The 21,244-nt window shown below is 67.2% G+C and carries 17 protein-coding genes; 7 read left to right on the top strand and 10 right to left on the bottom strand.

Annotation, left to right across the window (positions count from 1 at the left end; all coding sequences use genetic code 11):
- The first annotated feature begins 20 nt into the window (after positions 1-20).
- From BLW05_RS05035 to BLW05_RS05015, 5 genes are read left to right on the top strand one after another with little or no spacing between them, the layout of a single operon-like run.
- A complete protein-coding gene (locus BLW05_RS05035; RefSeq protein WP_093160606.1) occupies positions 21-995 on the top strand; it encodes a hypothetical protein in 975 nt (324 codons plus the stop codon).
- On the top strand, positions 992-1,669 hold the full coding sequence (locus BLW05_RS36740; protein ID WP_093160604.1) for an acyltransferase: 678 nt from the start codon (positions 992-994) through the stop codon (positions 1,667-1,669). Before BLW05_RS05035 ends, BLW05_RS36740 begins: the two co-directional genes overlap by 4 nt.
- Positions 1,666-3,021: an O-antigen polysaccharide polymerase Wzy gene (gene wzy, locus BLW05_RS05025; RefSeq protein WP_093160601.1), complete on the top strand. Its 1,356-nt coding sequence runs from the start codon at positions 1,666-1,668 to the stop codon at positions 3,019-3,021. The genes BLW05_RS36740 and wzy overlap by 4 nt, the downstream gene beginning before the upstream one ends.
- Positions 3,018-4,229 carry a glycosyltransferase gene (locus BLW05_RS05020; protein WP_093160599.1) on the top strand — a complete coding sequence of 404 codons (1,212 nt, stop codon included), beginning with the start codon at positions 3,018-3,020 and terminating at the stop codon, positions 4,227-4,229. Before wzy ends, BLW05_RS05020 begins: the two co-directional genes overlap by 4 nt.
- Before the next feature lie 6 nt (positions 4,230-4,235).
- Positions 4,236-5,468 carry a glycosyltransferase WbuB gene (locus tag BLW05_RS05015; RefSeq protein ID WP_093160596.1) on the top strand — a complete coding sequence of 411 codons (1,233 nt, stop codon included), beginning with the start codon at positions 4,236-4,238 and terminating at the stop codon, positions 5,466-5,468.
- Positions 5,469-5,481: 13 nt separating this feature from the next.
- On the opposite strand, the gene BLW05_RS05010 is transcribed toward BLW05_RS05015, so the two are convergent.
- From BLW05_RS05010 to hemC, 7 genes are all read right to left on the bottom strand, one after another.
- Complete coding sequence (locus BLW05_RS05010; RefSeq protein ID WP_093160594.1) at positions 5,482-7,737, bottom strand: polysaccharide biosynthesis tyrosine autokinase; 2,256 nt, start codon at positions 7,735-7,737, stop codon at positions 5,482-5,484.
- A complete protein-coding gene (locus tag BLW05_RS05005; RefSeq protein ID WP_371126928.1) occupies positions 7,737-8,126 on the bottom strand; it encodes a low molecular weight protein-tyrosine-phosphatase in 390 nt (129 codons plus the stop codon). Before BLW05_RS05005 ends, BLW05_RS05010 begins: the two co-directional genes overlap by 1 nt.
- 64 nt (positions 8,127-8,190) lie before the next feature.
- Positions 8,191-9,351, bottom strand: a complete 1,161-nt coding sequence (locus BLW05_RS05000; protein WP_143044774.1) for a polysaccharide biosynthesis/export family protein — start codon at positions 9,349-9,351, stop codon at positions 8,191-8,193.
- A 248-nt stretch (positions 9,352-9,599) separates the two neighbouring features.
- Positions 9,600-10,883, bottom strand: coding sequence for a heme biosynthesis protein HemY (locus BLW05_RS04995; protein ID WP_093160589.1), 1,284 nt, complete (start codon positions 10,881-10,883; stop codon positions 9,600-9,602).
- Between the two features lie 5 nt (positions 10,884-10,888).
- Entirely contained in the window at positions 10,889-11,965 is a 1,077-nt protein-coding gene (locus tag BLW05_RS04990; RefSeq protein WP_093160585.1) for a uroporphyrinogen-III C-methyltransferase, read from the bottom strand.
- Entirely contained in the window at positions 11,962-12,732 is a 771-nt protein-coding gene (locus BLW05_RS04985) for a uroporphyrinogen-III synthase (RefSeq protein ID WP_093160583.1), read from the bottom strand. The genes BLW05_RS04990 and BLW05_RS04985 overlap by 4 nt, the downstream gene beginning before the upstream one ends.
- A 1-nt stretch (position 12,733) precedes the next feature.
- Positions 12,734-13,681 (bottom strand): hydroxymethylbilane synthase, encoded by a 948-nt coding sequence (gene hemC, locus BLW05_RS04980; protein WP_093162058.1) that lies wholly within the window; start codon positions 13,679-13,681, stop codon positions 12,734-12,736.
- 54 nt (positions 13,682-13,735) lie between these two features.
- Between hemC and BLW05_RS04975 the strand changes: the two genes are divergently transcribed.
- Positions 13,736-16,666 (top strand): phosphoenolpyruvate carboxylase, encoded by a 2,931-nt coding sequence (locus BLW05_RS04975; protein ID WP_093160580.1) that lies wholly within the window; start codon positions 13,736-13,738, stop codon positions 16,664-16,666.
- Between the two features lie 123 nt (positions 16,667-16,789).
- On the opposite strand, the gene BLW05_RS04970 is transcribed toward BLW05_RS04975, so the two are convergent.
- From BLW05_RS04970 to BLW05_RS04960, 3 genes are read right to left on the bottom strand one after another with little or no spacing between them, the layout of a single operon-like run.
- Positions 16,790-17,959: an AI-2E family transporter gene (locus BLW05_RS04970; protein ID WP_256330049.1), complete on the bottom strand. Its 1,170-nt coding sequence runs from the start codon at positions 17,957-17,959 to the stop codon at positions 16,790-16,792.
- Complete coding sequence (locus BLW05_RS04965) at positions 17,956-18,705, bottom strand: LytR/AlgR family response regulator transcription factor (protein WP_093160577.1); 750 nt, start codon at positions 18,703-18,705, stop codon at positions 17,956-17,958. The genes BLW05_RS04970 and BLW05_RS04965 overlap by 4 nt, the downstream gene beginning before the upstream one ends.
- Complete coding sequence (locus tag BLW05_RS04960) at positions 18,702-19,784, bottom strand: histidine kinase (protein ID WP_371126917.1); 1,083 nt, start codon at positions 19,782-19,784, stop codon at positions 18,702-18,704. The genes BLW05_RS04965 and BLW05_RS04960 overlap by 4 nt, the downstream gene beginning before the upstream one ends.
- A gap of 49 nt (positions 19,785-19,833) precedes the next feature.
- On the opposite strand from BLW05_RS04960, the gene argH reads away from it, so the two are divergent.
- Positions 19,834-21,231 carry an argininosuccinate lyase gene (gene argH, locus BLW05_RS04955; protein ID WP_093160572.1) on the top strand — a complete coding sequence of 466 codons (1,398 nt, stop codon included), beginning with the start codon at positions 19,834-19,836 and terminating at the stop codon, positions 21,229-21,231.
- Positions 21,232-21,244: the final 13 nt, after the last annotated feature.

Raw genomic sequence — 21,244 nt, 5'->3', positions numbered from 1 at the left:
CTCCCGATACGATTCGCGTGATGCAAGGACCCTCGATCTCGCTCATTCCTCCGGGCAGCGGCGGCGTCAAGGATTACGCGGTCGTCGTCGGTGGGCCGCTTCGCGCGCCGCCCATGGAGCTCAGCCCCACCACCGATTCCTCGTCGTGGTCCGGTGACTTGCTGCTGCTGCATTTCAGCGGCTACGGCTTCCAGAAGCGCGGCGTGCCGCTTTGGCTGGTCAAGCGGATCAGCAGCCTTCGCCAGCAGTTCAGGTCCTTCGGCGTCGTCTTTCACGAGCTCTTCGCCTTCGGGCCGCCGTGGGGTTCGGCTTTCTGGCTCAACGGCCTCCAGAAGCAGATCGCGCGCGAGGTGCTCTCTCTTTCCGATTTCTGGCTGACCAACCGCGACGAGTCCGCCCGATGGCTGCTCGACCAGCATCACGACACGCCGCACCGCGTGTTGCCGGTGTTCTCGAATGTGGGCGAGCCGGACAGCATCGAAACCGAGCGCCTGCCGCGCATGGTCGTGTTCGGCAGCTCGGGCGTGCGCGCCAACGTCTATCAGTGGGCCGACGGCGAAATCTTCCGGCGAGCGCGAACGGCTGGGCTTGAGATCCACGACATCGGCCCGCCGCAACAGGACCCGGCACTGCTCCAGCGGTTCGAGCAGGAGGGCGTGGTGGCGCACGGCAAGCTCTCCGCCGCACAGGTCAGCATCGAGCTGTCCGCCGCGGCCTGCGGCGCCCTCGCCTATCCAACCGACTACGTCTCGAAGAGTGGCGTCTTTGCAGCCTATTGCGCGCACGGCATCTGCCCTGTGCTGCTCGCCAAGGAATACGGTTCGTACGACGGCCTGTCGCCGCACGTGCACTACGTCCCCGGGTTCGATACGCTGGACGGCTCGATATCGAACGCCAAGGTCATCGGCCGCGAAGCACGCGAGTGGTACGAGCCGCATCGCATTGACGCCCATGTCGCCGCGCTGCAGGCCATGGCGGCGGAGGTGCAGAAATGAACGACCTGCAGTTTCTCTGGAGCGCACGCGAACGTCCTGCGTTCGGATCGAAGCGCTGGCTCGTGGTGTGGGCCAAGCGCGCGCTCCAGTTTCGTTCGCTCCTGACCATCGTGCGGCACAGACGAAGACTGCGTGCCCGCGGCATGGAAATCGGCTTGCTGTCGGTGATCGATTCGAAAGACCTGAAGGGGCCGGGCTCCAACTTCAGCATCGGCGATCGCACATTCATCGCACACAACGCGGAGCTCGTCGCGCTGGAAAAGATCTCGATCGGCTCGCGGGTGGTCATCAATGACCGGGTGACCGTGCTCACGGGCAGCCACCACGTCGGCGATCCGACATGGCGCCAGTTCAGGAAGCCTGTGCGCATTGAAGACTACGCATGGATCGCGGTCGGCGCGACGATCCTGCCGGGCGTCACGATCGGCTATGGGGCCGTGGTCGGCGCCGGCGCGGTCGTCGCCAAGGACGTTCCCCCGCTCGCGGTCGCGACCGGCAATCCCGCCACCGTGCGCCTGAACGTCCGGCCCCACGACCTCGATTACGACCCGGTCATCTTCCTCGCCCCGTACGAGGCCTGGGTGGGCCGCAGCAAGGGCGCTCTCGTCACGGCGGCCGACGCATTTCCGCCGGGTGGACCGGCACCGGCGGGCAGCGAGAAGCTCACGCCATGAGCGCCGTGCTTTCATCCGCCCCACCCCGCGCTGCGAGCAGGCCGCAGGCACTCAGCCGCGCCGGACAGCTGTTTCTGGCGGTGTTCATCATCGTCGTCTACGAAGGCGCCGTACGTAAATGGGTGGCCTCGGCGGCATCGCTGCCGCTGATCGGCTTGCGAGACCTCTGCGCGGCCTGGCTGATCTTCTACGCCTGGAAGCGCGGCTATCTGCGGCAGCAGATGAAGATCACCGTCGCCCTGTTCGCGTGGTCGCTGATTGTGTTCGGATGGGGTCTGCTCCAGCTCGCCGCAGGCCAGAGTTCGCCCCTCATCTTCATCATCGGGCTGCGCTTCTGGCTGCTGTACACCTGGTTTGCCGTTGCCGCCGCCGCCTCGATGAACGAGACCGACTATCGCGCAGCCATCCTGACGGCGGCGTGGATGATGATCCTCATGGCGCCGCTCGCCGTGCTGCAGCACTACTCGCCGCCCGGCGCCTGGATCAACGTACAGCTGGAAGGCAGTGATGACGAGGAAGGCATCTTCACCGTCGTGGTCGGCGTGGTTCGCACCACCGGCACCTTCAGCTTCACTTCCGGCTATGCGACGTTCATGGGACTGGTGGCGCCGCTGGTCTTCGGCCTGCTGTCGGCCCGAAAGCCACGCAACAAGCACTACCTGTTCGCGACTGCTGTCTTCATCGCTTTCCTGGTCGGAGCGCTGGTCAGCGGCTCCAGAACGGCCGTCATTTCATCGGGGCTGATGTTCATGGCCTACCTGCTCGGCAGGCTGGTGTTCTCCCGGATGCAGCAGAAGCCTGCGGCCGCGGTCGGAGTCGTCATGGCGCTGGTGCTGGTCGGCATCTTCGCCACCTTCTTCCGGGATGCGATCGATGTGACGCAAACGCGCTTCGAGCAGGCATCGGAAGCGGAAGACTTCTGGGGTCGCGTGCGGACCATCCTGGTGGGCGAGCAGCATGTGTTCGAGACCGTCAACTGGCTGGGCGGGGGGGTCGGATTCGGCTCCAACCTCGCCAACTTCGTGCGCACCGGCTCGTCCGGCTACTTCGCGCTCGCCGAATCCGAAGGCGGGCGGATCCTGCTGGAAGGCGGCTTGCTGGGATTTCTCTATGTGGGCCTGAAGGTGTTGGTGATCGTCATCGGCCTCTTCAAGAGCTTCAGGCTGTCGATGAAGACCCATTCGCCCTACCCGGTGCTCGTCTGGCTCACCGCCGCACTGGCGATCCTCTCATGGCCCTCCAGCGGCCAGTTGACCGCCAACGGGCTGCTGGGGATCATTCTTGCGTTCGCCCTCTTGCTGTTCCGGTTTCCGAGGCTTGAGATCTTTCCTGGACGTGCCTCGAAAACGTGAGACTGCTCCACTTCGTTCCATCAGTTAATCCACACGGCGGCGGCCCCATCGAAGGCGTCAGGCGACTTCGGGACGCGCTCGCGGCCATGGGCCATCCGGGCGACATCCTGAGCCTCGACAGCCCAGATGCCGACTTCGTGACCGGCTTTCCCGGGCAGGTGACCGCCCTGGGTCCGTCCTCGAGCGGCTATTTCTACAACGACCGGGTGATTCCATGGCTGCAGGCACACGCGGCGGAGTACGACGCCGTGATCGTCAACGGGCTCTGGCAATACGCCGGCTTCGCGACCTGGCGCGCGCTCGGCCGTTCGGCGACGCCCTATTTCGTCTACACGCACGGGATGCTGGACCCATGGTTCAAGCGCCGCTACCCGCTGAAGCACCTGAAGAAGTGGCTGTACTGGCCCTGGGCTGACTACCGCGTACTGCGCGACGCGGCCGCGGTGATCTTCACCTGCGAGGAGGAGCGTCTTCTTGCGCGCCAGTCGTTCTGGCTCTACCGCGCCCGGGAAGTCGTCGGTTCCTATGGCACTTCGCAGCCGCCGACCAACGCGCGTGCGCTGGCCGCCGGATTCGCCGACGCCTATCCGGAAATCCAGGGCAAGCGTGTCCTGCTCTATCTCGGCCGCATCCACGAGAAGAAGGGCGGCGACCTGCTCATCGATGCCTTCGCGCGCGTGCTCGGCGATGCGCCGGACCTGCACCTCGTGATGGCAGGGCCCGGCGACGACGCCCTCGTGAGCCAGCTCAAGAGCCGCGCCGGGCAACTCGGCATCGCACAGCGCATCACCTGGACCGGCCTCCTGTCAGGCGACCTCAAATGGGGCGCGTTCTACGCCTGCGACGTGTTCTGCCTGCCCTCGCACCAGGAGAACTTCGGCATCGCGGTGGTGGAGGCCCTCGCCTGTGGCAAGCCGGTGCTCATCAGCGACAAGGTGAACATCTGGCGCGAGATCCAGCAGGACGGCGCCGGGCTGGTCGGCCCCGACACGCTAGAGGGCACCATCGGGACCCTGCGCGAGTGGCTTGCCCTGTCGCGCGCCGACGTCGCATCCATGCGCATCGCCGCACTGCGCTGCTTCCAGGCACGCTTCCAGATCGAGCAGGTCGCCGAGACGCTCGTGCGGATCATCAGCGACCACTCGCCCGGTGCGTCGCATTTCGGCCCTCTCGAGCGCGCCTCGAATCAACATCGAAACGCTGCCTGAGGGTCAATGAAGCTTCTTGTCTACGGCATCAATTTCGCACCCGAACTGACCGGCATCGGCAAGTACACCGGCGAGATGGTCGCTTGGCTTGCCGCCCAGGGACACGACGTGCGCGTCGTCACCGCGCCGCCCTACTACCCCGACTGGGCGGTCTGGCCCGGCTACAACGCGGCGCGCTATAGGACCGAAAACTGGAACGGCGCCAAGGTCATCCGCACGCCGCTGTGGGTGCCGCGCAAGGTCACGGGCACACGCCGCCTGATCCATCTCGCCAGCTTCGCGCTGAGCAGCATTCCCGCGCTGCTGGCCCAGTGGCACTGGAAGCCGGACGTGGTATGGGTGACCGAGCCGCCGCTTTTCTGCTCGCCGGCCGCGGTCGCCTTCGCGCGGCTGCGTTCAGCCAAGGCGTGGCTGCACATCCAGGACTACGAGGTGGATGCAGCTTTCGAGCTCGGCCTGCTCAAGGGCCGGCGGATGCGTTCGATCGTCGCCTCGATGGAACGCCGGCTCATGCGCTGCTTCGATCGCATCTCGACGATATCCATGCGGATGATGGAGCGCGCGACCAGCAAAGGGACCGAGGATGCGCGCCTGGTCTCGCTGCCCAACTGGGCCGACGTCTCGGCCATCCGGCCGCTCGCCGGCGCGAGCCCATATCGCGCCGAACTGGGCCTTGCGCCCGATGCGGTCGTCGCGCTCTATTCGGGCAACATGGGCGCCAAGCAGGGACTCGAGCTGCTGGCCGAGACGGCATCGCTGCTCGCCGGGCATCGAGATATCCACTTCGTCTTTTGCGGCAACGGCGCCGGCCGCGCAGACCTCATGAAGCGCTGCGAGAAATTGTCGAACGTGCGCTTCCTCGACCTGCAGCCGATGGAGCGTCTGGGCGATCTCCTCGGGCTCGCGGACATCCATCTGCTGCCGCAGCGCGCCGACGCCGCCGATCTGGTGATGCCGTCCAAGCTCACCGGCATCCTGAGCAGCGGCAGGCCCGTGGTCGCGGGCGCCAGGTCAGAGACGGAGCTCGGCCAGGTCACCGCGAAATGCGGCATCGCGGTGCCGCCGGACGATCCGAAAGCCTTTGCCGATGCGGTGCTCTCGCTCGCCTCGCAGCCGGAACGGCGGCGCGAACTCGGCATCCGCGCACGGACCTATGCGGAAGAGAACTTCGACCGCGACGCAGTGCTCAGGCAGTTCGAGCGCGACCTGAAAGCCTGCGTGGCGGACACGCGCCGCTGACGCGGCCCCGCGATCACTGCTCTTCGGGCAGGATGCTTTCGTAGTTGTAGTGGGTGTAGCGATAGCGGCCGTACTTCGATGCCGACAGCGTCCGGCGGCCGAGATTCATCGCATTCAGAAGCACCCCGGTGGCTGCCTTGCCGCTCATTGCAAGGCGCCGCGTGCTTTCCTTGATTTCGCCCATGGTCGACAGGTCGGCGCGCGCCACCAGCAGCACGGTGCCTGTGTGCGCAGCCACGGTGCTCGTGTCGGCGGCCACCAGCACGGGCGGCGAGTCGATCACCAGCAGGTCGTACTGTTCCGACAGGCGCTCCAGCGCGGTCTTGAACGAATCCGACACCAGCAGTTCGGCCGGGTTCGGCGGCAGCTGGCCGGTCGCCAGAAAGTCGAGGTTCTGGACCACCTGCTTGTGAACTGTCTGCTGGATCGTCAGGCTGCCCGCGATCAGTTCGGACAGACCGCCGTGCCGCTGCAACCCGAGGTACTGGTGCGTGTGGCCACGGCGCAGGTCCGCGTCGATGAGCAGCGTGCGCCGCCCGGCAGCCGCCATCAGCGCCGCGAAGTTCGCAGACACGAAGCTCTTGCCGACGCCCGGCGTCGGGCCCGTGATCAGCACGCGGTTGTTCGGCGATTCGAGCATCGCGAACTGCATCGCCGTGCGCAGGCTTCGCAGACTCTCCACCGCGGGATCGTCGGGATGCTCGATTGCCAGCAGCCTCACACCCGTGGCGCCGCTCAGGCGCCGCTTGGCGATCGCATCCTGGTGCGAGCTCACCGGAATGGACGAAAACACCGGCAGGCCGCTGTTGACCTCGACCTCGTGCGGATCGCGGATGCGGCGTTCGACGAAGGCGTTGCGCAGGAAGGCCGCGACGATGCCGAGGAACAGCCCCAGCGCGAGCGCGGCGCCGATGATCACCTTGCGGTTCGGCTTGATCGGGTATTGCGGCACGACAGCCGCGTCGAGCACGCGCACGTTGCCGATCTTGCCTTCCTTCACCAGCCGCAGTTGCAGCGCGTTGTTGAGCAGCGACTGATACAGCTCGGTGTTCACCTTCACGTCGCGTTCCATGCGCACCGCTTCCTGCTGCACCTCGGGCAGCTGCTTGATGCGCTGCTGGATGTCGCCCAGATCGCTCTTGAGCGCGGCAATCTGTGCGTCCAGCGTCTGGACCAGCGGATGGGCGGAGGTGAAGCGCGCCTCGAGTTCGCGCCGCCGCTGCTGGGCTTCCAGCAGCTTCGTCTGGCGGTCCACCGACTGGGTGACCGCAATCGAGGCGGCTTGGCTGAAGTCCACCGTGCCCTTCTGGTTGCGGTAGCGGTTGTAGACGTCTTCGGAGGCCTCGAGCTGCTTCTTGAACTGCGGCAGCTGCACGTCGAGGAACGCGAGCGTCTTTTGCGCTTCCGCCGCCTTGCGTTCGATGTTCTGTCGCACGTATTCCGCGCCCACGGCGTTCAGCACACGCGTGAGCTGGTGCGGATCGGTGTCCTGCCGCGACACGTTGATGATCCCCGATGCCCTGCCGCGCTCGTACACGTTCAGGCTGTTCTGCAGGCCGATGATGGTGGGCAGCTTGGGCTGGGACTGAAGATTGAATTCCGCACCGGGCTTGCCCGCCAGCTCGGTGACCATCAGCTCGATCGGTCCCTGGGTGCTGGTGCCTTTCAACGTCGTGCCGACCGTTCCGCTCAGCGGCTCGGTCAGGCCGGGCCCGGAGAGCGCATAGCGCCCGCCGTCCTTCGCGGTGACGATGAAGCCCGCGCCTTCGAGCGGTTCCGGCACGTTGAACTTCGAGACCTCGATGCTTTCCTGGCCGGAGACGTAGCCGCCCTGGCCGAGAAACCCCGGGTCCGACAGCGAGGTCGAGCGCCGCGCGAGCCAGCCGCCGATGTACGGGATGTAGCGCGGCGTCGCGACGACGAAGAGATTGGCCGCCTCGGCCGCCTTCGTCGCGATCATTCGCGAGCGGAGGATCTCGATTTCCGCACTGGCAGGCGCCTTCACGTCGATCAGCCCGCCGGCCTCGGCCAGGGCGCCCTTGCCACCGCCGCCTTCCGAGGTTTCGACCTGGATGACCATGGCGGCCTCGTACACGGGCCTTTCGAGAAACGCATAGATGAAACCGGCCACGAAGACCACGAGCGCGATCCCGGCGATCAGCCACTTGTTGGACTGCAGCACCTCGAGGTATCGACTGATGTCGAAGTCCTCTTCCTCCGGCGTTTCGAACGCGCTGGGACCGGCCTTGGGGGTAAGAGTGGAGTTCATTAACTGGATACTCTGGAAATGCGTTTGGCCCACTGCTGGGCGCCGTCTTCGATGAGCGTGAGCGAGTGCAGGAAGGCATCCCGGCCGGCCCGGTAGGGATCCAGCACGTCGCGGTCGCTGAACTCGCCGAGACGGAACACCTTGCCTCTCGCGAACTGGTAGCGCTCCTCGACCGCACGGCGCTGCTCGCGGTCCATGACGAGGATCAGATCCGCGCGCTGGCACATCTGCGCATCGAGCTGCCGCGCCTGGTGATCGGCGATATCGATGCCGCGCTCCTCCATGAGCTCGCGGGCAATGGGGTCCGCCGGCTTGCCGACGAGAGCCTGGAGCCCCGCGGAAGCGACTTGCGCGTTCGGCAGCGCAGCGCCGAAGAGCCCTTCCGCCATCGGGCTTCGGCAGATGTTTCCCAGGCAGACGACGAGGACGTTGCGGATGGTCACGATCAGCCCGTCATTGACTCGAGCCCGACCTGACGACGCCACGGTAGGAGGTCCAGGTCGTCGCGGTCGGCAGGATCAGGTTGAGCACACGGTTCCAGCGGACCAGTTGCACCGGATCGACGTAGACCACGTCCTTGGCTCGCAACGCAAATCCATCCGCCATCGCGATCGCCGTCGGCGTCTTCGCATCGAGATGGAAGATCGATTGGCCGCCCGTCGGCTCGTTGCGGATCACGAAGATCTGCAGCGGATTGGCGGTGTTGAGGTTCACGCCGCCCGCCTCCACCAACGCGTCGCTCAGGCTGAGCCGGCCGTTGCGCATCGGCACGCCGAGTTGATTGTTCACTTCGCCGAAGACGGCGACCTTGTTTTCGTCGCGACCCCGGATGTACAGCATGTCGCCCGGCTTCAGCGGAATCCGGCTGGGATTGATGCCCGCATCCGCCATGGCCACCAGGTTCAACTGCATCATCTTGCCGTCGCGCGTGAGGTCGACGGCGGAGCGATCGCCGTTGGCGGTCAGGCCTCCCGCCCGATTGAGCGCCTCCGCCAGCGTCATCGGGATGTCGCTGAAGACGATCACGCCGGGCGTGCGCACCTCGCCTTCCATATAGGCGCGCTTGCTGCGGAAAGAGTTGACGCGCACGCTCAGTTGCGGATCCCGGAAGACACGTGACAGGCGCTTGACGAGCGCCTGCTCGACTTCCTCGATCGTCATGCCGTTCACATTCAGCGTGCCGGCGTACGGGAAGCTCAACTGCCCGGTCGTCGACACGATGTAGCCGGGCGCCGCAGACACGCTGCCGACATCTCCGCCGCCGCTCGAGGGGGGCGTGCTGTAGATGATTTCCGGGTGATCCAGCACCAGGATGCCCAGCACGTCACCCGGGCCGATCCGGTAGGGGCCGATGTCGCCGATCAGCTTTCTCACTTCCGGGCCGACAGTCGATTGCGCTGTGGCGGCGCGCTGCGCGTGAATCAGTTCGGGCGTGATCTCGGTGATCGCGCCCGCCGGCGGCGGATCGATCTCGTTCGTGGAGAAACCCGAGGGCGACACGGCCTTGGCGGCGTCACCGCTCGCGGAGGTGAAGCCTGGCCCCAGCGGCGCGCAGCCTTGGACCAGCAGAGCGGCCGCCGCCAGGCAAGTGGCATGGAGGAAATAACGTTTCAAAACCAACCCCGCATCGTGACCCTGAAATGAATACTTTTGCAAACAGTTACCACTGTACCTCAGGAAAGATAACGACTCAAACCCTTTCGTGGCTTAGTGCGTAAGGTGGATGAAGGCCTGCAAGGCAGTACGCCAAAAGACTGCATTAAAAGGAGAAATTTACCGACATACAGCGGATCGGAAAGCCCTCCTTTTGAGTCCGACGCTACAAATTCAGTAGCACCAGAGCCGCACCCAGCATGGCTGAATCAGGGATTCTCTGTCTGCGCGGCGCGCTTCCAGGCGGCGGACGCCTGATCGGCGTCGTCGCGCGCCTCGGCGAGTTGGGCCAGCGCCTGCCAAGCCCGCCGATGGAGGTTGACGTCCTGCAAGCCGAGGCCGGCCTGTGTGAGCAACTGTTGCGCCTTGCCCCACAGCTGGCGCTTCATGCAGGCCATGCCCGCGAGGTACTGCAGATTGGCATCGCGCGGGTTGTTGCGCTGGGCGGACTCGATGCGCGAGAGCCACTCCGCATCCACGGAATCCAGCCCCGCTTCGAGCGCACGCACCAGCTTGACGCGCAGCGACTCGCCGAGGCTTTGCGGCTGCTGGATCATCCGCTCCCAGATCGGCAACAGCCACGCGCGGGCCACCGACAGATCGCCGCGCAGGGTGACCATGCGTTGGGCCGCGTGAATCGCGACGTCCGGAATCTCGCGCTCGCTCACCTCGAACTCGTTCCAGGCGCGCAGGAGCTGCGCCGGGTCGTGCGCACCCGACAGCAGTTCGGTCGCCAGGCCGCGCACGATGCTCTGCGCCCCCGAGTCCGAAAACGCGCGGTGCTTCGCGAGGAGACGCGCGGTTTCCAGTGCCTCGAGCGTCCGCCGGTCCTGCCGGGCAGCCTTCAGTCGGATGCGCAGAGCCAGCGTGCGCCGCTGCGCGCCGTGCGGCAGCTCTTCCAGGCGCGCGAGCGCACCGGGCGCATCGCGATCGTCCAGCGCCCAGCGCGCGGCCCGCAATTGCACGCCCTCGCGGGTCTCCGGCGTTGCCATGGCGCCGCGATCCGCGCTTTCGTTGAGCGCCTGCTGCAGATGCGCGTCGCGCGCGGGCCTGTCCTGCAGGGCTTGCGCACTCTCCGCCGCCAGCAGGTGCGCCATCACGCGGACCTGCGGCGCGGCCGGCAAGTGGGCATCGAGCGCGGCCAGCGCCCGCTCCTGCACCAGAGCGGCCAATGCTGCCTTGCGGGCACGCGAGAAGCGCCCCGCCAGCAGTTGCACCGCGGCATCGAGAAGCGACGCATGCAAGGCGCGCTCCTTCTGCTGGAGCCGCCATTGCCGCGCCTGCTTCGGCAGCGAGAACAGGGCCGACAGGCCGCGCAGGGCCAGGTGAAGGAAGACGAAGGCCGCGAACAGCAGGAGCAACACGAGGTTCAGCGACAGGTCGACCCGCCACGGCGGCCAGAAGACGGTGATCGTGCCCTGGTTGTTGCCCGCGAAAAGCGCGACCGCGGCCGCGATGCCGAACAGTGCGAGTAGCCAGAGAGCCGCGCGCATGATCCCTAGCGCCCGGCAGCGGCCGTCGCCAGGGCCGCGAGGGTTTCATCGATCCGCGGCGGCTCGGTGGTCTTCACCTGCGCCTGGATCTGCTGGAGGAGCGTGGCCGCGGCCTGCACGCGGCGCGATGCCGGGTCGAAGTAGCGATTGAGCGATGCCGACACCGCCGCGAGTTCGCCGCGCGCCGTTTCGACCTGGCGCGAGAGGATCGACAGGCGTGCATTGAGCAGCTTGAGCTTCAGGTTCTCGCGCAGGAAGAAGGTCTGGTCGGGCGTCAGCAGCACCGCCTCGGGGCGATCGATGCGGCCCACGCGCAGCAGCGCGCGCGCCTCGCCGCGGATCACCAGCAGGATGCGCTCCCACCACGGCGCGCCCGGCGGCACCGGCTCGGCCTGGAGTGCATTGCCGCTTCCGCGCATTGCGACCGCGTTGATCACCGGCAGGTCGTCGAGGCTGCGGATCAGCTCGTCGATCTTCTGGAGCGCCTCACCCACGTCGGCGCTCGCCGATGCGCGCAGCCGGTCGGCATCGTGCTGCATCGCGCGCTGCAGCGGCGCGAGTCTCGGCTGCGAGGCGCGTTCGATGCGCTGGTCGCCAGCTTTCAGCGTCGCCAGAAGCGGCTGGACGTTGCCCGTTACCTGCGCCTGCTGCAAGGCGGTCCGCACGGCGGCCTCGATGTCGACCACGAGGTTCTCGTCGCGCGAACGCGAGAGGCTTTGCATGAGTTCCTCGAGCTGCGACCGCTGGAGCACGACCTCGTTGAGGCGCGTTTCTGCCAGCGCGAGGCGCGCAGCCGTATCACGCACGACTTCGTGCGCCTGGCGTGCCAGGGTACGGGCCTCGAGCGACTGCGCGAGGGCGTCCGCGCTCTGCCGCGCGAGTTGCTCCTGCATGCCGCTGACCTTCTGCCACAGCGCGATCGCGATCACCAGGGCCACGAGCGCGACGACCGCCAGGACGCCGATCAGCAACTTCGACAACAGGGCGGCTGCGGCGGCAGGGCCGGCCATCGCGGCAACAGGCGCTGCAGCGCGCACCGCGGGATCTGGCACAGGCTCGATCAAGACGGAAGCGTCGCTCATGCGAAGGATTCTATCGACGCGACCAACGACGACAGGGAAGGTGAGGACACCCGCACGCGGCCGAAGCCGGCGGTGCGAGCGGCGTGCGCGATGCGCTCGTGCGTCGCAAGTGCACCTGCGGCGTGCCACTCGACCGTCGGGGCCAGCGCGCGGAGATTGGCGATCGCCTCCGAGCTGCTGAAGAGCCAGATGGCCGAACCGTCGGCGGCTTCCGCAATCACGCGCCGCTCGGCCTCACCGATGGCGGGTACGAGCCGGCGATAGGCCGCCACCGCGTCGCATGTCGCCCCCGCCTCGGCGATCTCGCGCGCCAGCCATTCGCGGCCCACGGCCTGACCGGTCGCATCGCCGCCTCGAACGATCAGCACGCGCATGCCCGGACGCACCTGCGACCGAACCAGCGCCCAGAGCGCCTCGGAGTCGAACTGGGCCGCATCGGCCGCAGGCGCGTCGATCGACGACGCGGGCACGCCGGCCTCGCGCAGCCCGCGCACGGTGCCGGCGCCGGTGGCCCAGAACCGGCAATGGGCGGCTGCGTCGATGCTCGCGCCATCAAAGAAATGCGTCGCCGCCGCGGCGCTTACGAACATCAGCGCGTCGTAGCTGGCGATTCGCTGCCAGGCTTCCTCGACGCGATGCCGGTCCTCGAGCGATGCGATCTCGATCAGCGGCAGTGCGATGGCATCGACCCCCGCGCCACGCAGATCGGCCACCCACCGCGAGGCTTCCCGCGCAGGACGGGTGACGATCACGCGCCGTCGCGGCATCTCAGTGCGCACCGCCCGCGCGCAGGAGGTCGGCGGCGCTGTCACCCAGCGCGCCCGCCTGCGCGAAGTCCGGCACGTTCGCCTCAACATGCACCCGCACCAGCGGCGCGGCACCTTCCGGGTCGCCCCATGCGGCATCGATGCGCAATTCGCCCCCGGGCTGCCACCGGGCGTGTGCGGCCAACGGCATCGAGCAACTGCCGCCCATGGCGCGACTCACCGCGCGCTCGGCGGCGGTGGCGAGCCAGTCGGGCCGGCTCCCCAATGCCGCGAGCAGCTCGATCAGGTCGGCGCGGTCCGCGCGCACCTCGATGCCCAGCGCGCCCTGCCCGGCCGCGGGCAGCATCGCATCGGGTTCGAAGACCTCGCGGATTCGGCCTCCGAGGCCCAGTCGCTTGAGGCCCGCGGCAGCGAGCACGATCGCGTCGTACTGGCCTTCGTCGAGCTTGCGCAGACGGGTGTCGAGATTGCCGCGCAACGGTTCGATGCGAAGGTCGGGCCGCAGTGAGCGCAGCAGCACCACCCGCCGCAGGCTGGAGGTGCCGACCACCGCGCCCTGCGGCAAGGCGTCGAGCGAATCGAACCGCGACGAGACGAGCGCGTCACGCGGGTCTTCACGCTCCAGCACGCAGGCCAGCGCAAAGCCCTCGGGCAGATCCATCGGCACATCCTTGAGCGAATGCACTGCGATGTCGGCACGGCCTTCCTCGAGCGCAAGCTCGAGTTCCTTGACAAAGAGCCCCTTGCCGCCGACCTTGCTGAGGGAGCGATCCAGGATCTGGTCGCCGCGCGTCGTCATGCCCAGAAGGCTGACTGCGTGGCCCTGTTCTTGCAGAAGCGCCTTCACGTGCTCCGCCTGCCATATCGCCAGACGGCTTTCGCGTGTGGCGATCACGATGTTGCTCAAGACCGTTCCATTGAGAGAGAAGTACCGCGGGGATGCTAGCATGTTGCGCCGCAGCAACGTTCGCCGCAGGCCTATTCGACGAGGAGAAGTTTCGAGATGAAGACGAGCCCCGCCCCGACCGCCCACAAGCGGAAAGCCAACGATGAAGACCTGCCACTGATCGCCGACATCCGCCTGCTCGGTCGCATCCTCGGCGACGTGATCCGCGAGCAGGAAGGCGAAGCGGCGTATGCGCTGGTCGAGAAGATCCGCACGCTCTCGGTGGCCTTCCGCCGCGATGCGGACCATGCCGCCGATCGCGCGCTCAAGAACCTGCTCAAGGGCCTGAGCGCGGCCGAGACGGTGAGCGTGATTCGCGCCTTCACCTACTTCAGCCATCTGGCCAACCTCGCCGAGGACCGGCACCAGATCCGCCGCCGCACCGAGGCCGAACGCGCCGGCGAAAGCGCCGAGGGCAGCCTGGAGACCGCGCTCGCGCGCATCCGCAAGGCCGGCATCAAGCCGGAAGCTGTCGTGGAATCGCTTGCGCACAGCTACGTCTCGCCCGTGCTTACCGCGCACCCGACGGAAGTGCAGCGCAAGAGCATCCTGGATGCCGAACGTGCGATCGCCCAGTTGCTCGCGGCGCGCGACGAGATCGCGTTGCGCCAGCTGGCCTTTGCGGGCAAGAAGGACGCGCTGACGCCGATCGAATACGCGGAGAACGAAGAGCAGATGCGCACCCGCGTCACGCAGCTCTGGCAGACGCGGCTGCTGCGCTTTTCCAAGCTCACGGTCGCCGACGAGATCGAGAACGCGCTGAGCTACTACGAAGCCACCTTCCTGCGCGAGATCCCGCGCGTCTACGCCGACCTGGAGAAGGCCCTCGCGCACGGCGACACCGTGCCCTCCGTGGCGCCTTTCCTGCGCATGGGCCAGTGGATCGGCGGCGATCGCGACGGCAATCCCAACGTCACCGCAGAGACGCTCGAATACGCGCTGCGGCGCCAGGCCGAACTGGCGCTGCGCCACTATCTGACGGAAGTGCACTACCTCGGCGGCGAGCTGTCGTTGTCGGCCACCTTGGTGGATGTGTCGGTCGAGATGCAGGCGCTGGCCGAACGCTCGCCCGACAAGAACGAGCACCGCGTGGACGAGCCTTATCGCCTCGCGCTCACCGGCATCTATTCGCGGCTCGCCGCCACCTTGCGCGACCTCACCGGTGGCCAGGCCGCGCGTCACGCGGTTCCGCCGCAGAACCCCTATCTGCACGCCGAAGAGTTCCTTGCCGACCTGCGCACGATCGAGGAATCGCTCGTCGACCAGCATGGCGCGGTGCTGGCGGCGCAACGGCTGCATCCACTCATCCGCGCCGTGGAAGTGTTCGGCTTCCATCTCGCGACGGTGGACCTGCGCCAGAGCTCCGACAAGCATGAAGCCGTCGTCGCCGAGCTGCTTGCGACAGCGCGCATCGAGCCCGGCTACGCCTCCCTCGCCGAAGAGGCCAAGCAGACGCTGCTGCTGCGCCTGCTCGACGACGCGCGCCCCCTGCGCGTGCCCGATGCGGACTACTCCCCATTGGCAAAGAGCGAGCTGGCCATCTTCGCCGCCGCACGCACCGCGCGTGCGCGCTTCGGCGCGGCGGCCATCCGGCACTACATCATCAGCCACACCGAAACAGTGAGCGACCTGCTCGAAGCGCTGCTGCTGCAAAAGGAAGTCGGCTTGCTGCGCGGAACCCTCGCCGAGAGCGCGACCTGCGACCTGATCGTGGTGCCGCTGTTCGAGACCATCGAGGACTTGCGCAACGCCGCGCCGATCGTGCGCGCCTTCTATGCGCTGCCGGGCATCCATGGGCTGATCCAGCGCTCGGGCGCCGAGCAGGACGTGATGCTCGGCTACAGCGACAGCAACAAGGACGGCGGCATCTTCACCAGCAACTGGGAGCTCTACCGCGCGGGCCTCGCGCTGGTGGCGCTGTTCGACGAGCTGAACGCCGAGAGCCGCGTGCCGAGTCCCGCGCCGGGCCGCCCCAAGCGGGCGAGCGCCCCCTCGGGGGGCAGCGAGGACGCGTCAGCGCCGAGCGTGGGGGCCCCAATCCGCCTGCGCATGTTCCATGGCCGCGGCGGCACGGTGGGCCGCGGCGGCGGACCGAGCTACCAGGCGATCCTCGCGCAGCCCCCGGGCACGGTGCGCGGACAGATCCGGTTGACCGAGCAGGGCGAGGTGATCGGCTCGAAGTACGCCAACCACGAGATCGGGCGCCGCAATCTCGAAACGCTGGTCGCGGCCACGCTCGAAGCGACGCTGCTGCCGAGCGCGAAGGCAGCGCCGAGCACTTTCATGGCCGCTGCGGCGGAACTCTCCTCGGCGAGCATGGCCGCGTACCGCGCGCTGGTGTACGACACACCCAACTTCGGCGACTACTTCTTCAGCGCCACGCCGATCCGCGAGATCGCGGAGCTCAACATCGGCTCGCGGCCTGCCTCGCGCAACCCGAGCCGCAGCATCGAAGACCTGCGCGCGGTGCCATGGAGCTTCAGCTGGGGCCAGTGCCGTCTCACGCTGCCGGGCTGGTACGGCTTCGGCTCGGCGATCGAGAAGTTCCTGGGCAACGCCGGCAGCCCCGCCGCGCGCAAGGAACGGCAGGCGCTGCTGCAGCGCATGTACGCGCAGTGGCCTTTCTTCCGCACCCTGCTGTCGAACATGGACATGGTGCTTGCCAAGAGCGATCTCGCGCTGGCCTCACGCTACTCGGAACTGGTTGCCGACCGCAAGCTGCGGCAGAAGGTGTTCTCGATGATCGACGCCGAGTGGCACCGCACCTCGGACGCGCTGGTGCTCATCACCGGCGAGAAGCAGCGGCTGGAAGGCAATGCCGAGATGCAACGCTCGATCCGCCACCGCTTCCCGTACATCGATCCGCTGCACCATCTGCAGGTGGAGTTGATGCGGCGCTATCGCGCGGGGCAGATCGACGAACGGCTCCGCAGTGGCATTCACATGTCCATCAACGGGGTAGCCGCCGGCCTAAGGAATACGGGCTGACCCCCAGCCTCGCCCACTTCGTGTGGCTCTGCACCCCCTTCCAGGGGGCGCACCCGGCGGCCCGGCGAAGCCGGTTCCGGGGGTGCCCTGGCTAACGCTCCACGGCCTTGACGGTGATGGGATCTACTCTCCGAGGAGTTCCCCGATAGGCTGCAGGTCCTCGACGTGATCGCAGATGGCCTTGGCGACCATCATGATCGGGATGCCCAGCAGCAGACCCCAGATGCCCCAAAGCCAGCCCCAGAAGATCACGCCGACGAACACCGCCACCGGGTTCATTTGGCTCGTCCGGCTGGTGAGGATCGGCAGAAGCAGATTGCCCACCAGGGTATGGATGAGCAACGAACTGCCGCCCACGAGCAGCGCCATCTGCACGCTGTTGAACTGCAGGAAGGCCACCAGCCCGGCGGTCGCCATCACGATGACCGAACCGATGTAGGGAATGAGGTTGGTCACGCCGGCCACGATGCCCCAGACCGCCGCGCTCTCCAGGCCGATGGCCCAGAACGCCAATCCCGTCGCGATGCCGACGAGCGCGCTGGTCAGGATCTGCACCAGCAGGAAGCGCTCGATGTTCTTCGTGATGGCGTCGAGCACATGCACCGTGATCTTCTTCTTCTGCAGGCTTGGGCCGGTGATCTTGACCAGCTTGCGGCGGAAGGTGTCCCCCGAGCCCAATGCGAAGTAGGTCAGGAAGGCGATCAGCGTGAGCTGCCCCGCCGCCGCGATCAGGCCGACCGTGCCGCTCCACAGGTAGTCCCTGACATTGAAGGCTGGCCGCTCGATGACCACGCGCGCGACGCCCTTGCGCGCAGCGACCTTGGCCGAATTCTCCTCGGCGGCCTGCTCGATCTGCGCGGCCGCCTTCTGCACGGTGTCGAGCGTGCTCGGGTCCTTCGCCCGGCCGTCGCCGCGCACGGCGAGTCGTAGCTTCTGCGCCGCGACGGGCAGCGCATCGACGAGGTCCTGCGCACTGCCGGAGAGCGAATAGCCCGTCCATCCCATTGCGCCGCCGAGGGCGAGCAGGATCACGGCGGACCCGACCCAGCGCGACACCTTCCAGCGTTCGAGCAGATCGACCAGCGGCGCCAGGGCGTAGGTGAGCATCAGGCTCACCATCAGCGGGATGAACACCGCCGCCGCCCAGTGCAACGCGAACACGCTCCCGAGGACCGCGAGCGCCACCAGCGACGCACTGCGCACGTCCACCGGCATGTGCAGCAACACGCGCTCGGGCTCGGCCTCGGGGGGCGCTTCGGGCGCTTCGTTCCTGGTGTCCGGGCCGTCGCTCACCGCGGCTCCTTCAGCACCTCGCGAACGGTTGGAAGCTGCCGCCGCGACACCACGACAGGTTCCGGTATGCCGTCCAACCGCAGGGCCCAGCCTTCCGCCTCCTCGCCATCGTCGTATTTCTCGAGCGCACGGATCGCGGCCCGCGCCACGAGCGCGTTGCGATGCACGCGCACGAAGCGCTTCGGATAGCGCTCCTCCAGGTCGGAGAGCGAGCCATCGAAGATGTGGCTGCGCTGCGCGGTACGCACCGTGAGGTACTTGAACTCGGACTTCAGATAGAGCACCTCCGACAGCGGCACGCGCTCGGTCCGGCCGCGATCGAGGATCAGCAGCACGTCCTGGGGCTCCTGCACGGCAGCCGGCTGGCGGTCGCCCAGATGGCGCGCCACCTTCTGCAAGGCCTGCTGGAGGCGTTCGACGCGCACCGGCTTCGTCAAATAGTCGACCGCCTCGAGCTCGAACGCCGTCACCGCGTGCGCCGCATAGGCAGTGACGAAGATCACGGCTGGCGCGTCCGGCCGGCTGCGCAGGTGGCGCGCGAACTCGAGGCCATCGATGCCGGGCATGTGGATGTCCAGCAGCACGAGGTCGAGACGCTGCGTACCAAGCTGCTCCAGGGCGGCTTCGCCGTTCGCCGCTTCGCCGACGATGTCGGCGGCTGGCGAGCGGCAATCCGCCAGGAGCGCGCGCATCCGGGAACGCGCCAAGGCTTCATCATCGACGATCAAGGTGCGAAGAGAATTCATGGTTCAGCTGGAATGGCAATGCGCACGCGATAGTGCTTCTGGTCCAGGCCGGCGCTGAACTGCGCCCGCATGTCGTGCAGGAGATGCAGGCGGTCGCGCACATTGCCGAGCGCAATGCCGTGGCCGCGCGGCAAAGGTTCGTCGGCCCAGCGCAGCGGCGGCAGGCTGTTGATGACCTCGATCAGCACCATGCTGCCGCGGCGTTCCGTGCGGATGCGCAACTTGGCGCCCTCGGGGCTTGGCTCCACGCCATGCTTGACTGCGTTTTCCACCAGCGGCTGCAGCAGCAGCGGCGGCAGGCGCGCGGAATTGGCGTCCGGGTCGAGGTCCCAGCGCACGCGCATCCGGTCGCCGAATCGCACCTGCTCGATGGCGAGGTAGCGCTCCGCGAGCGCGATTTCGTCGGCCAGCGTGACCGACTCGCCGGGGTCCGCCAGCGCCTGCCGGAAGAGTTCGCTCAGGTCCTCCAGCATGGCTTCGGCCTTGGCCGGCTCGTGGCGCACCAGCGCGATGGCACTGTTGAGCGTGTTGAACAGAAAGTGCGGTCGGATGCGCGACTGAAGTTCTTCCAGGCGCGCCGTGGTCGCCGCCGGTGTTCGCCCCCGCGCGCGCAGCACCAGTGCGGCAACGATCAGGCTCGCGAACAGCGCGCCGGCCAGGGCGCTCGCCACCCAGGCAGAGGCCGCGATCACACCGGTCAACCGCAGCAGACCGCAGCCGTAGAGCCCCGCCACCGCGCCGAGTAGCGCGCCAGCCCCGTACTGCGCCCGCAGGGGCAGGCGGCCGAGGGGCTTCTTGAGGGCGCATCCGACGAGCAGCCAGAGCAGGGTCGCCGGCAGCGCGCCACCCGTCACGGTCGCCGCCAGCAGCAGCCATTCGGACGGCGAGGCCGCCAGAAACAGCGTGGCGACCGCCACCACGACTTCGACGAAAAGCACCGCGCGCAGCACGACGCCGATCTGGCAGGCGTCGAAAACCACCGAACCCAGAGGCGCGGGTACGGAAGCGGCCGGGACCGAAGCCGGTTTCGTCCTGGACGATGGCGAAGGGGTGGCCGATAAAATCGACGGGTTGCGCATCAATGAAACACTGGGTGACCAACCCATTATTGCCTCCCGGCCGTCTCCCATGACTCAAAACCAACTCGACAAGAAATCCGAAGCCTGGTCCGCCCTGTTCTCCGAACCGATGAGCGACCTCGTCAAGCGCTACACCGCCAGCGTGTTCTTCGACAAGCGGCTGTGGCAGGCAGATATCGAGGGCTCGCTGGCGCATGCCGGCATGTTGGCGGCCCAAGGCATCATCGGCGCGCAGGACCACGCCGCAATCGAACGCGGGATGAAGCAGATTCGCGAGGAAATCGAATCCGGGCAATTCGAGTGGAAGCTCGACCTGGAAGACGTGCACCTCAACATCGAGGCCCGCCTCACGCAACTCGTGGGCGACGCCGGCAAGCGCCTGCATACCGGCCGCAGCCGCAACGACCAGGTCGCCACCGACGTCCGGCTCTGGCTGCGTGGCGAAATCGACCTGATCGGCGGGCTCCTGGCCGATCTGCAGAAATCGCTGCTCGACCTCGCCGAGAAGAACGTGGAGGTGATCCTCCCCGGCTTCACGCACCTGCAGGTGGCGCAGCCGGTGAGCTTCGGCCACCACATGCTGGCCTACGTGGAGATGTTCTCGCGCGATGCCGAACGCATGGGCGACGTGCGCAAGCGCGTCAACCGCCTGCCGCTGGGCGCCGCCGCCCTGGCCGGCACGAGCTACCCGCTGGACCGCGAAGCCGTGGCCAAGGCGCTGGGCATGGACGGCGTCTGCCAGAACAGCCTCGATGCGGTGAGCGACCGCGACTTCGCGATCGAGTTCACCTCGGCGGCCTCGCTGGCGATGGTGCACATCAGCCGCCTGAGCGAAGAGTTGGTGCTCTGGATGAGCCAGTCCTTCGGCTTCATCGACATCGCGGACCGCTTCTGCACCGGCAGTTCGATCATGCCGCAGAAGAAGAACCCCGACGTTCCCGAACTCGCCCGCGGCAAGACCGGCCGCGTGGTCGGCCACCTGATGGGCCTCATCACCCTCATGAAGGGCCAGCCCCTGGCCTACAACAAGGACAACCAGGAAGACAAGGAGCCGCTGTTCGACACCGTCGACACGCTCAAGGACACCCTGCGCATCTTTGCGGAAATGGTCGGCGGCATCACCGTCAAGCCCGAGGCCATGGAGATGGCGGCGCTGCGCGGCTACGCGACCGCGACCGACCTGGCCGACTACCTGGTCAAGAAGGGCCTGCCCTTCCGCGACGCGCATGAAACCGTGGCGCATGCGGTCAAGGCCGCCATTTCACACAAGGTCGACCTGTCGGAGTTGCCGCTGGCGGTGCTGCAGGGCTTCAACCCGACGATCGAGAAGGATGTCTACGACGTCCTTTCCCTGCGCGGCTCGCTCACCGCGCGCAACATCCTGGGCGGCACCGCGCCTGCACAGGTGCGCCAGCAGATCGCCCGCCATCGCGCCCGCCTCCTGTGAGGAATACGCCATA

Source organism: Variovorax sp. YR216 (assembly GCF_900107745.1).
In the GTDB taxonomy this organism is placed as follows: domain Bacteria; phylum Pseudomonadota; class Gammaproteobacteria; order Burkholderiales; family Burkholderiaceae_C; genus Variovorax.
Note: the sequence above shows the minus strand (reverse complement) of the source record. Positions and strands in the feature narration are given on the sequence as shown.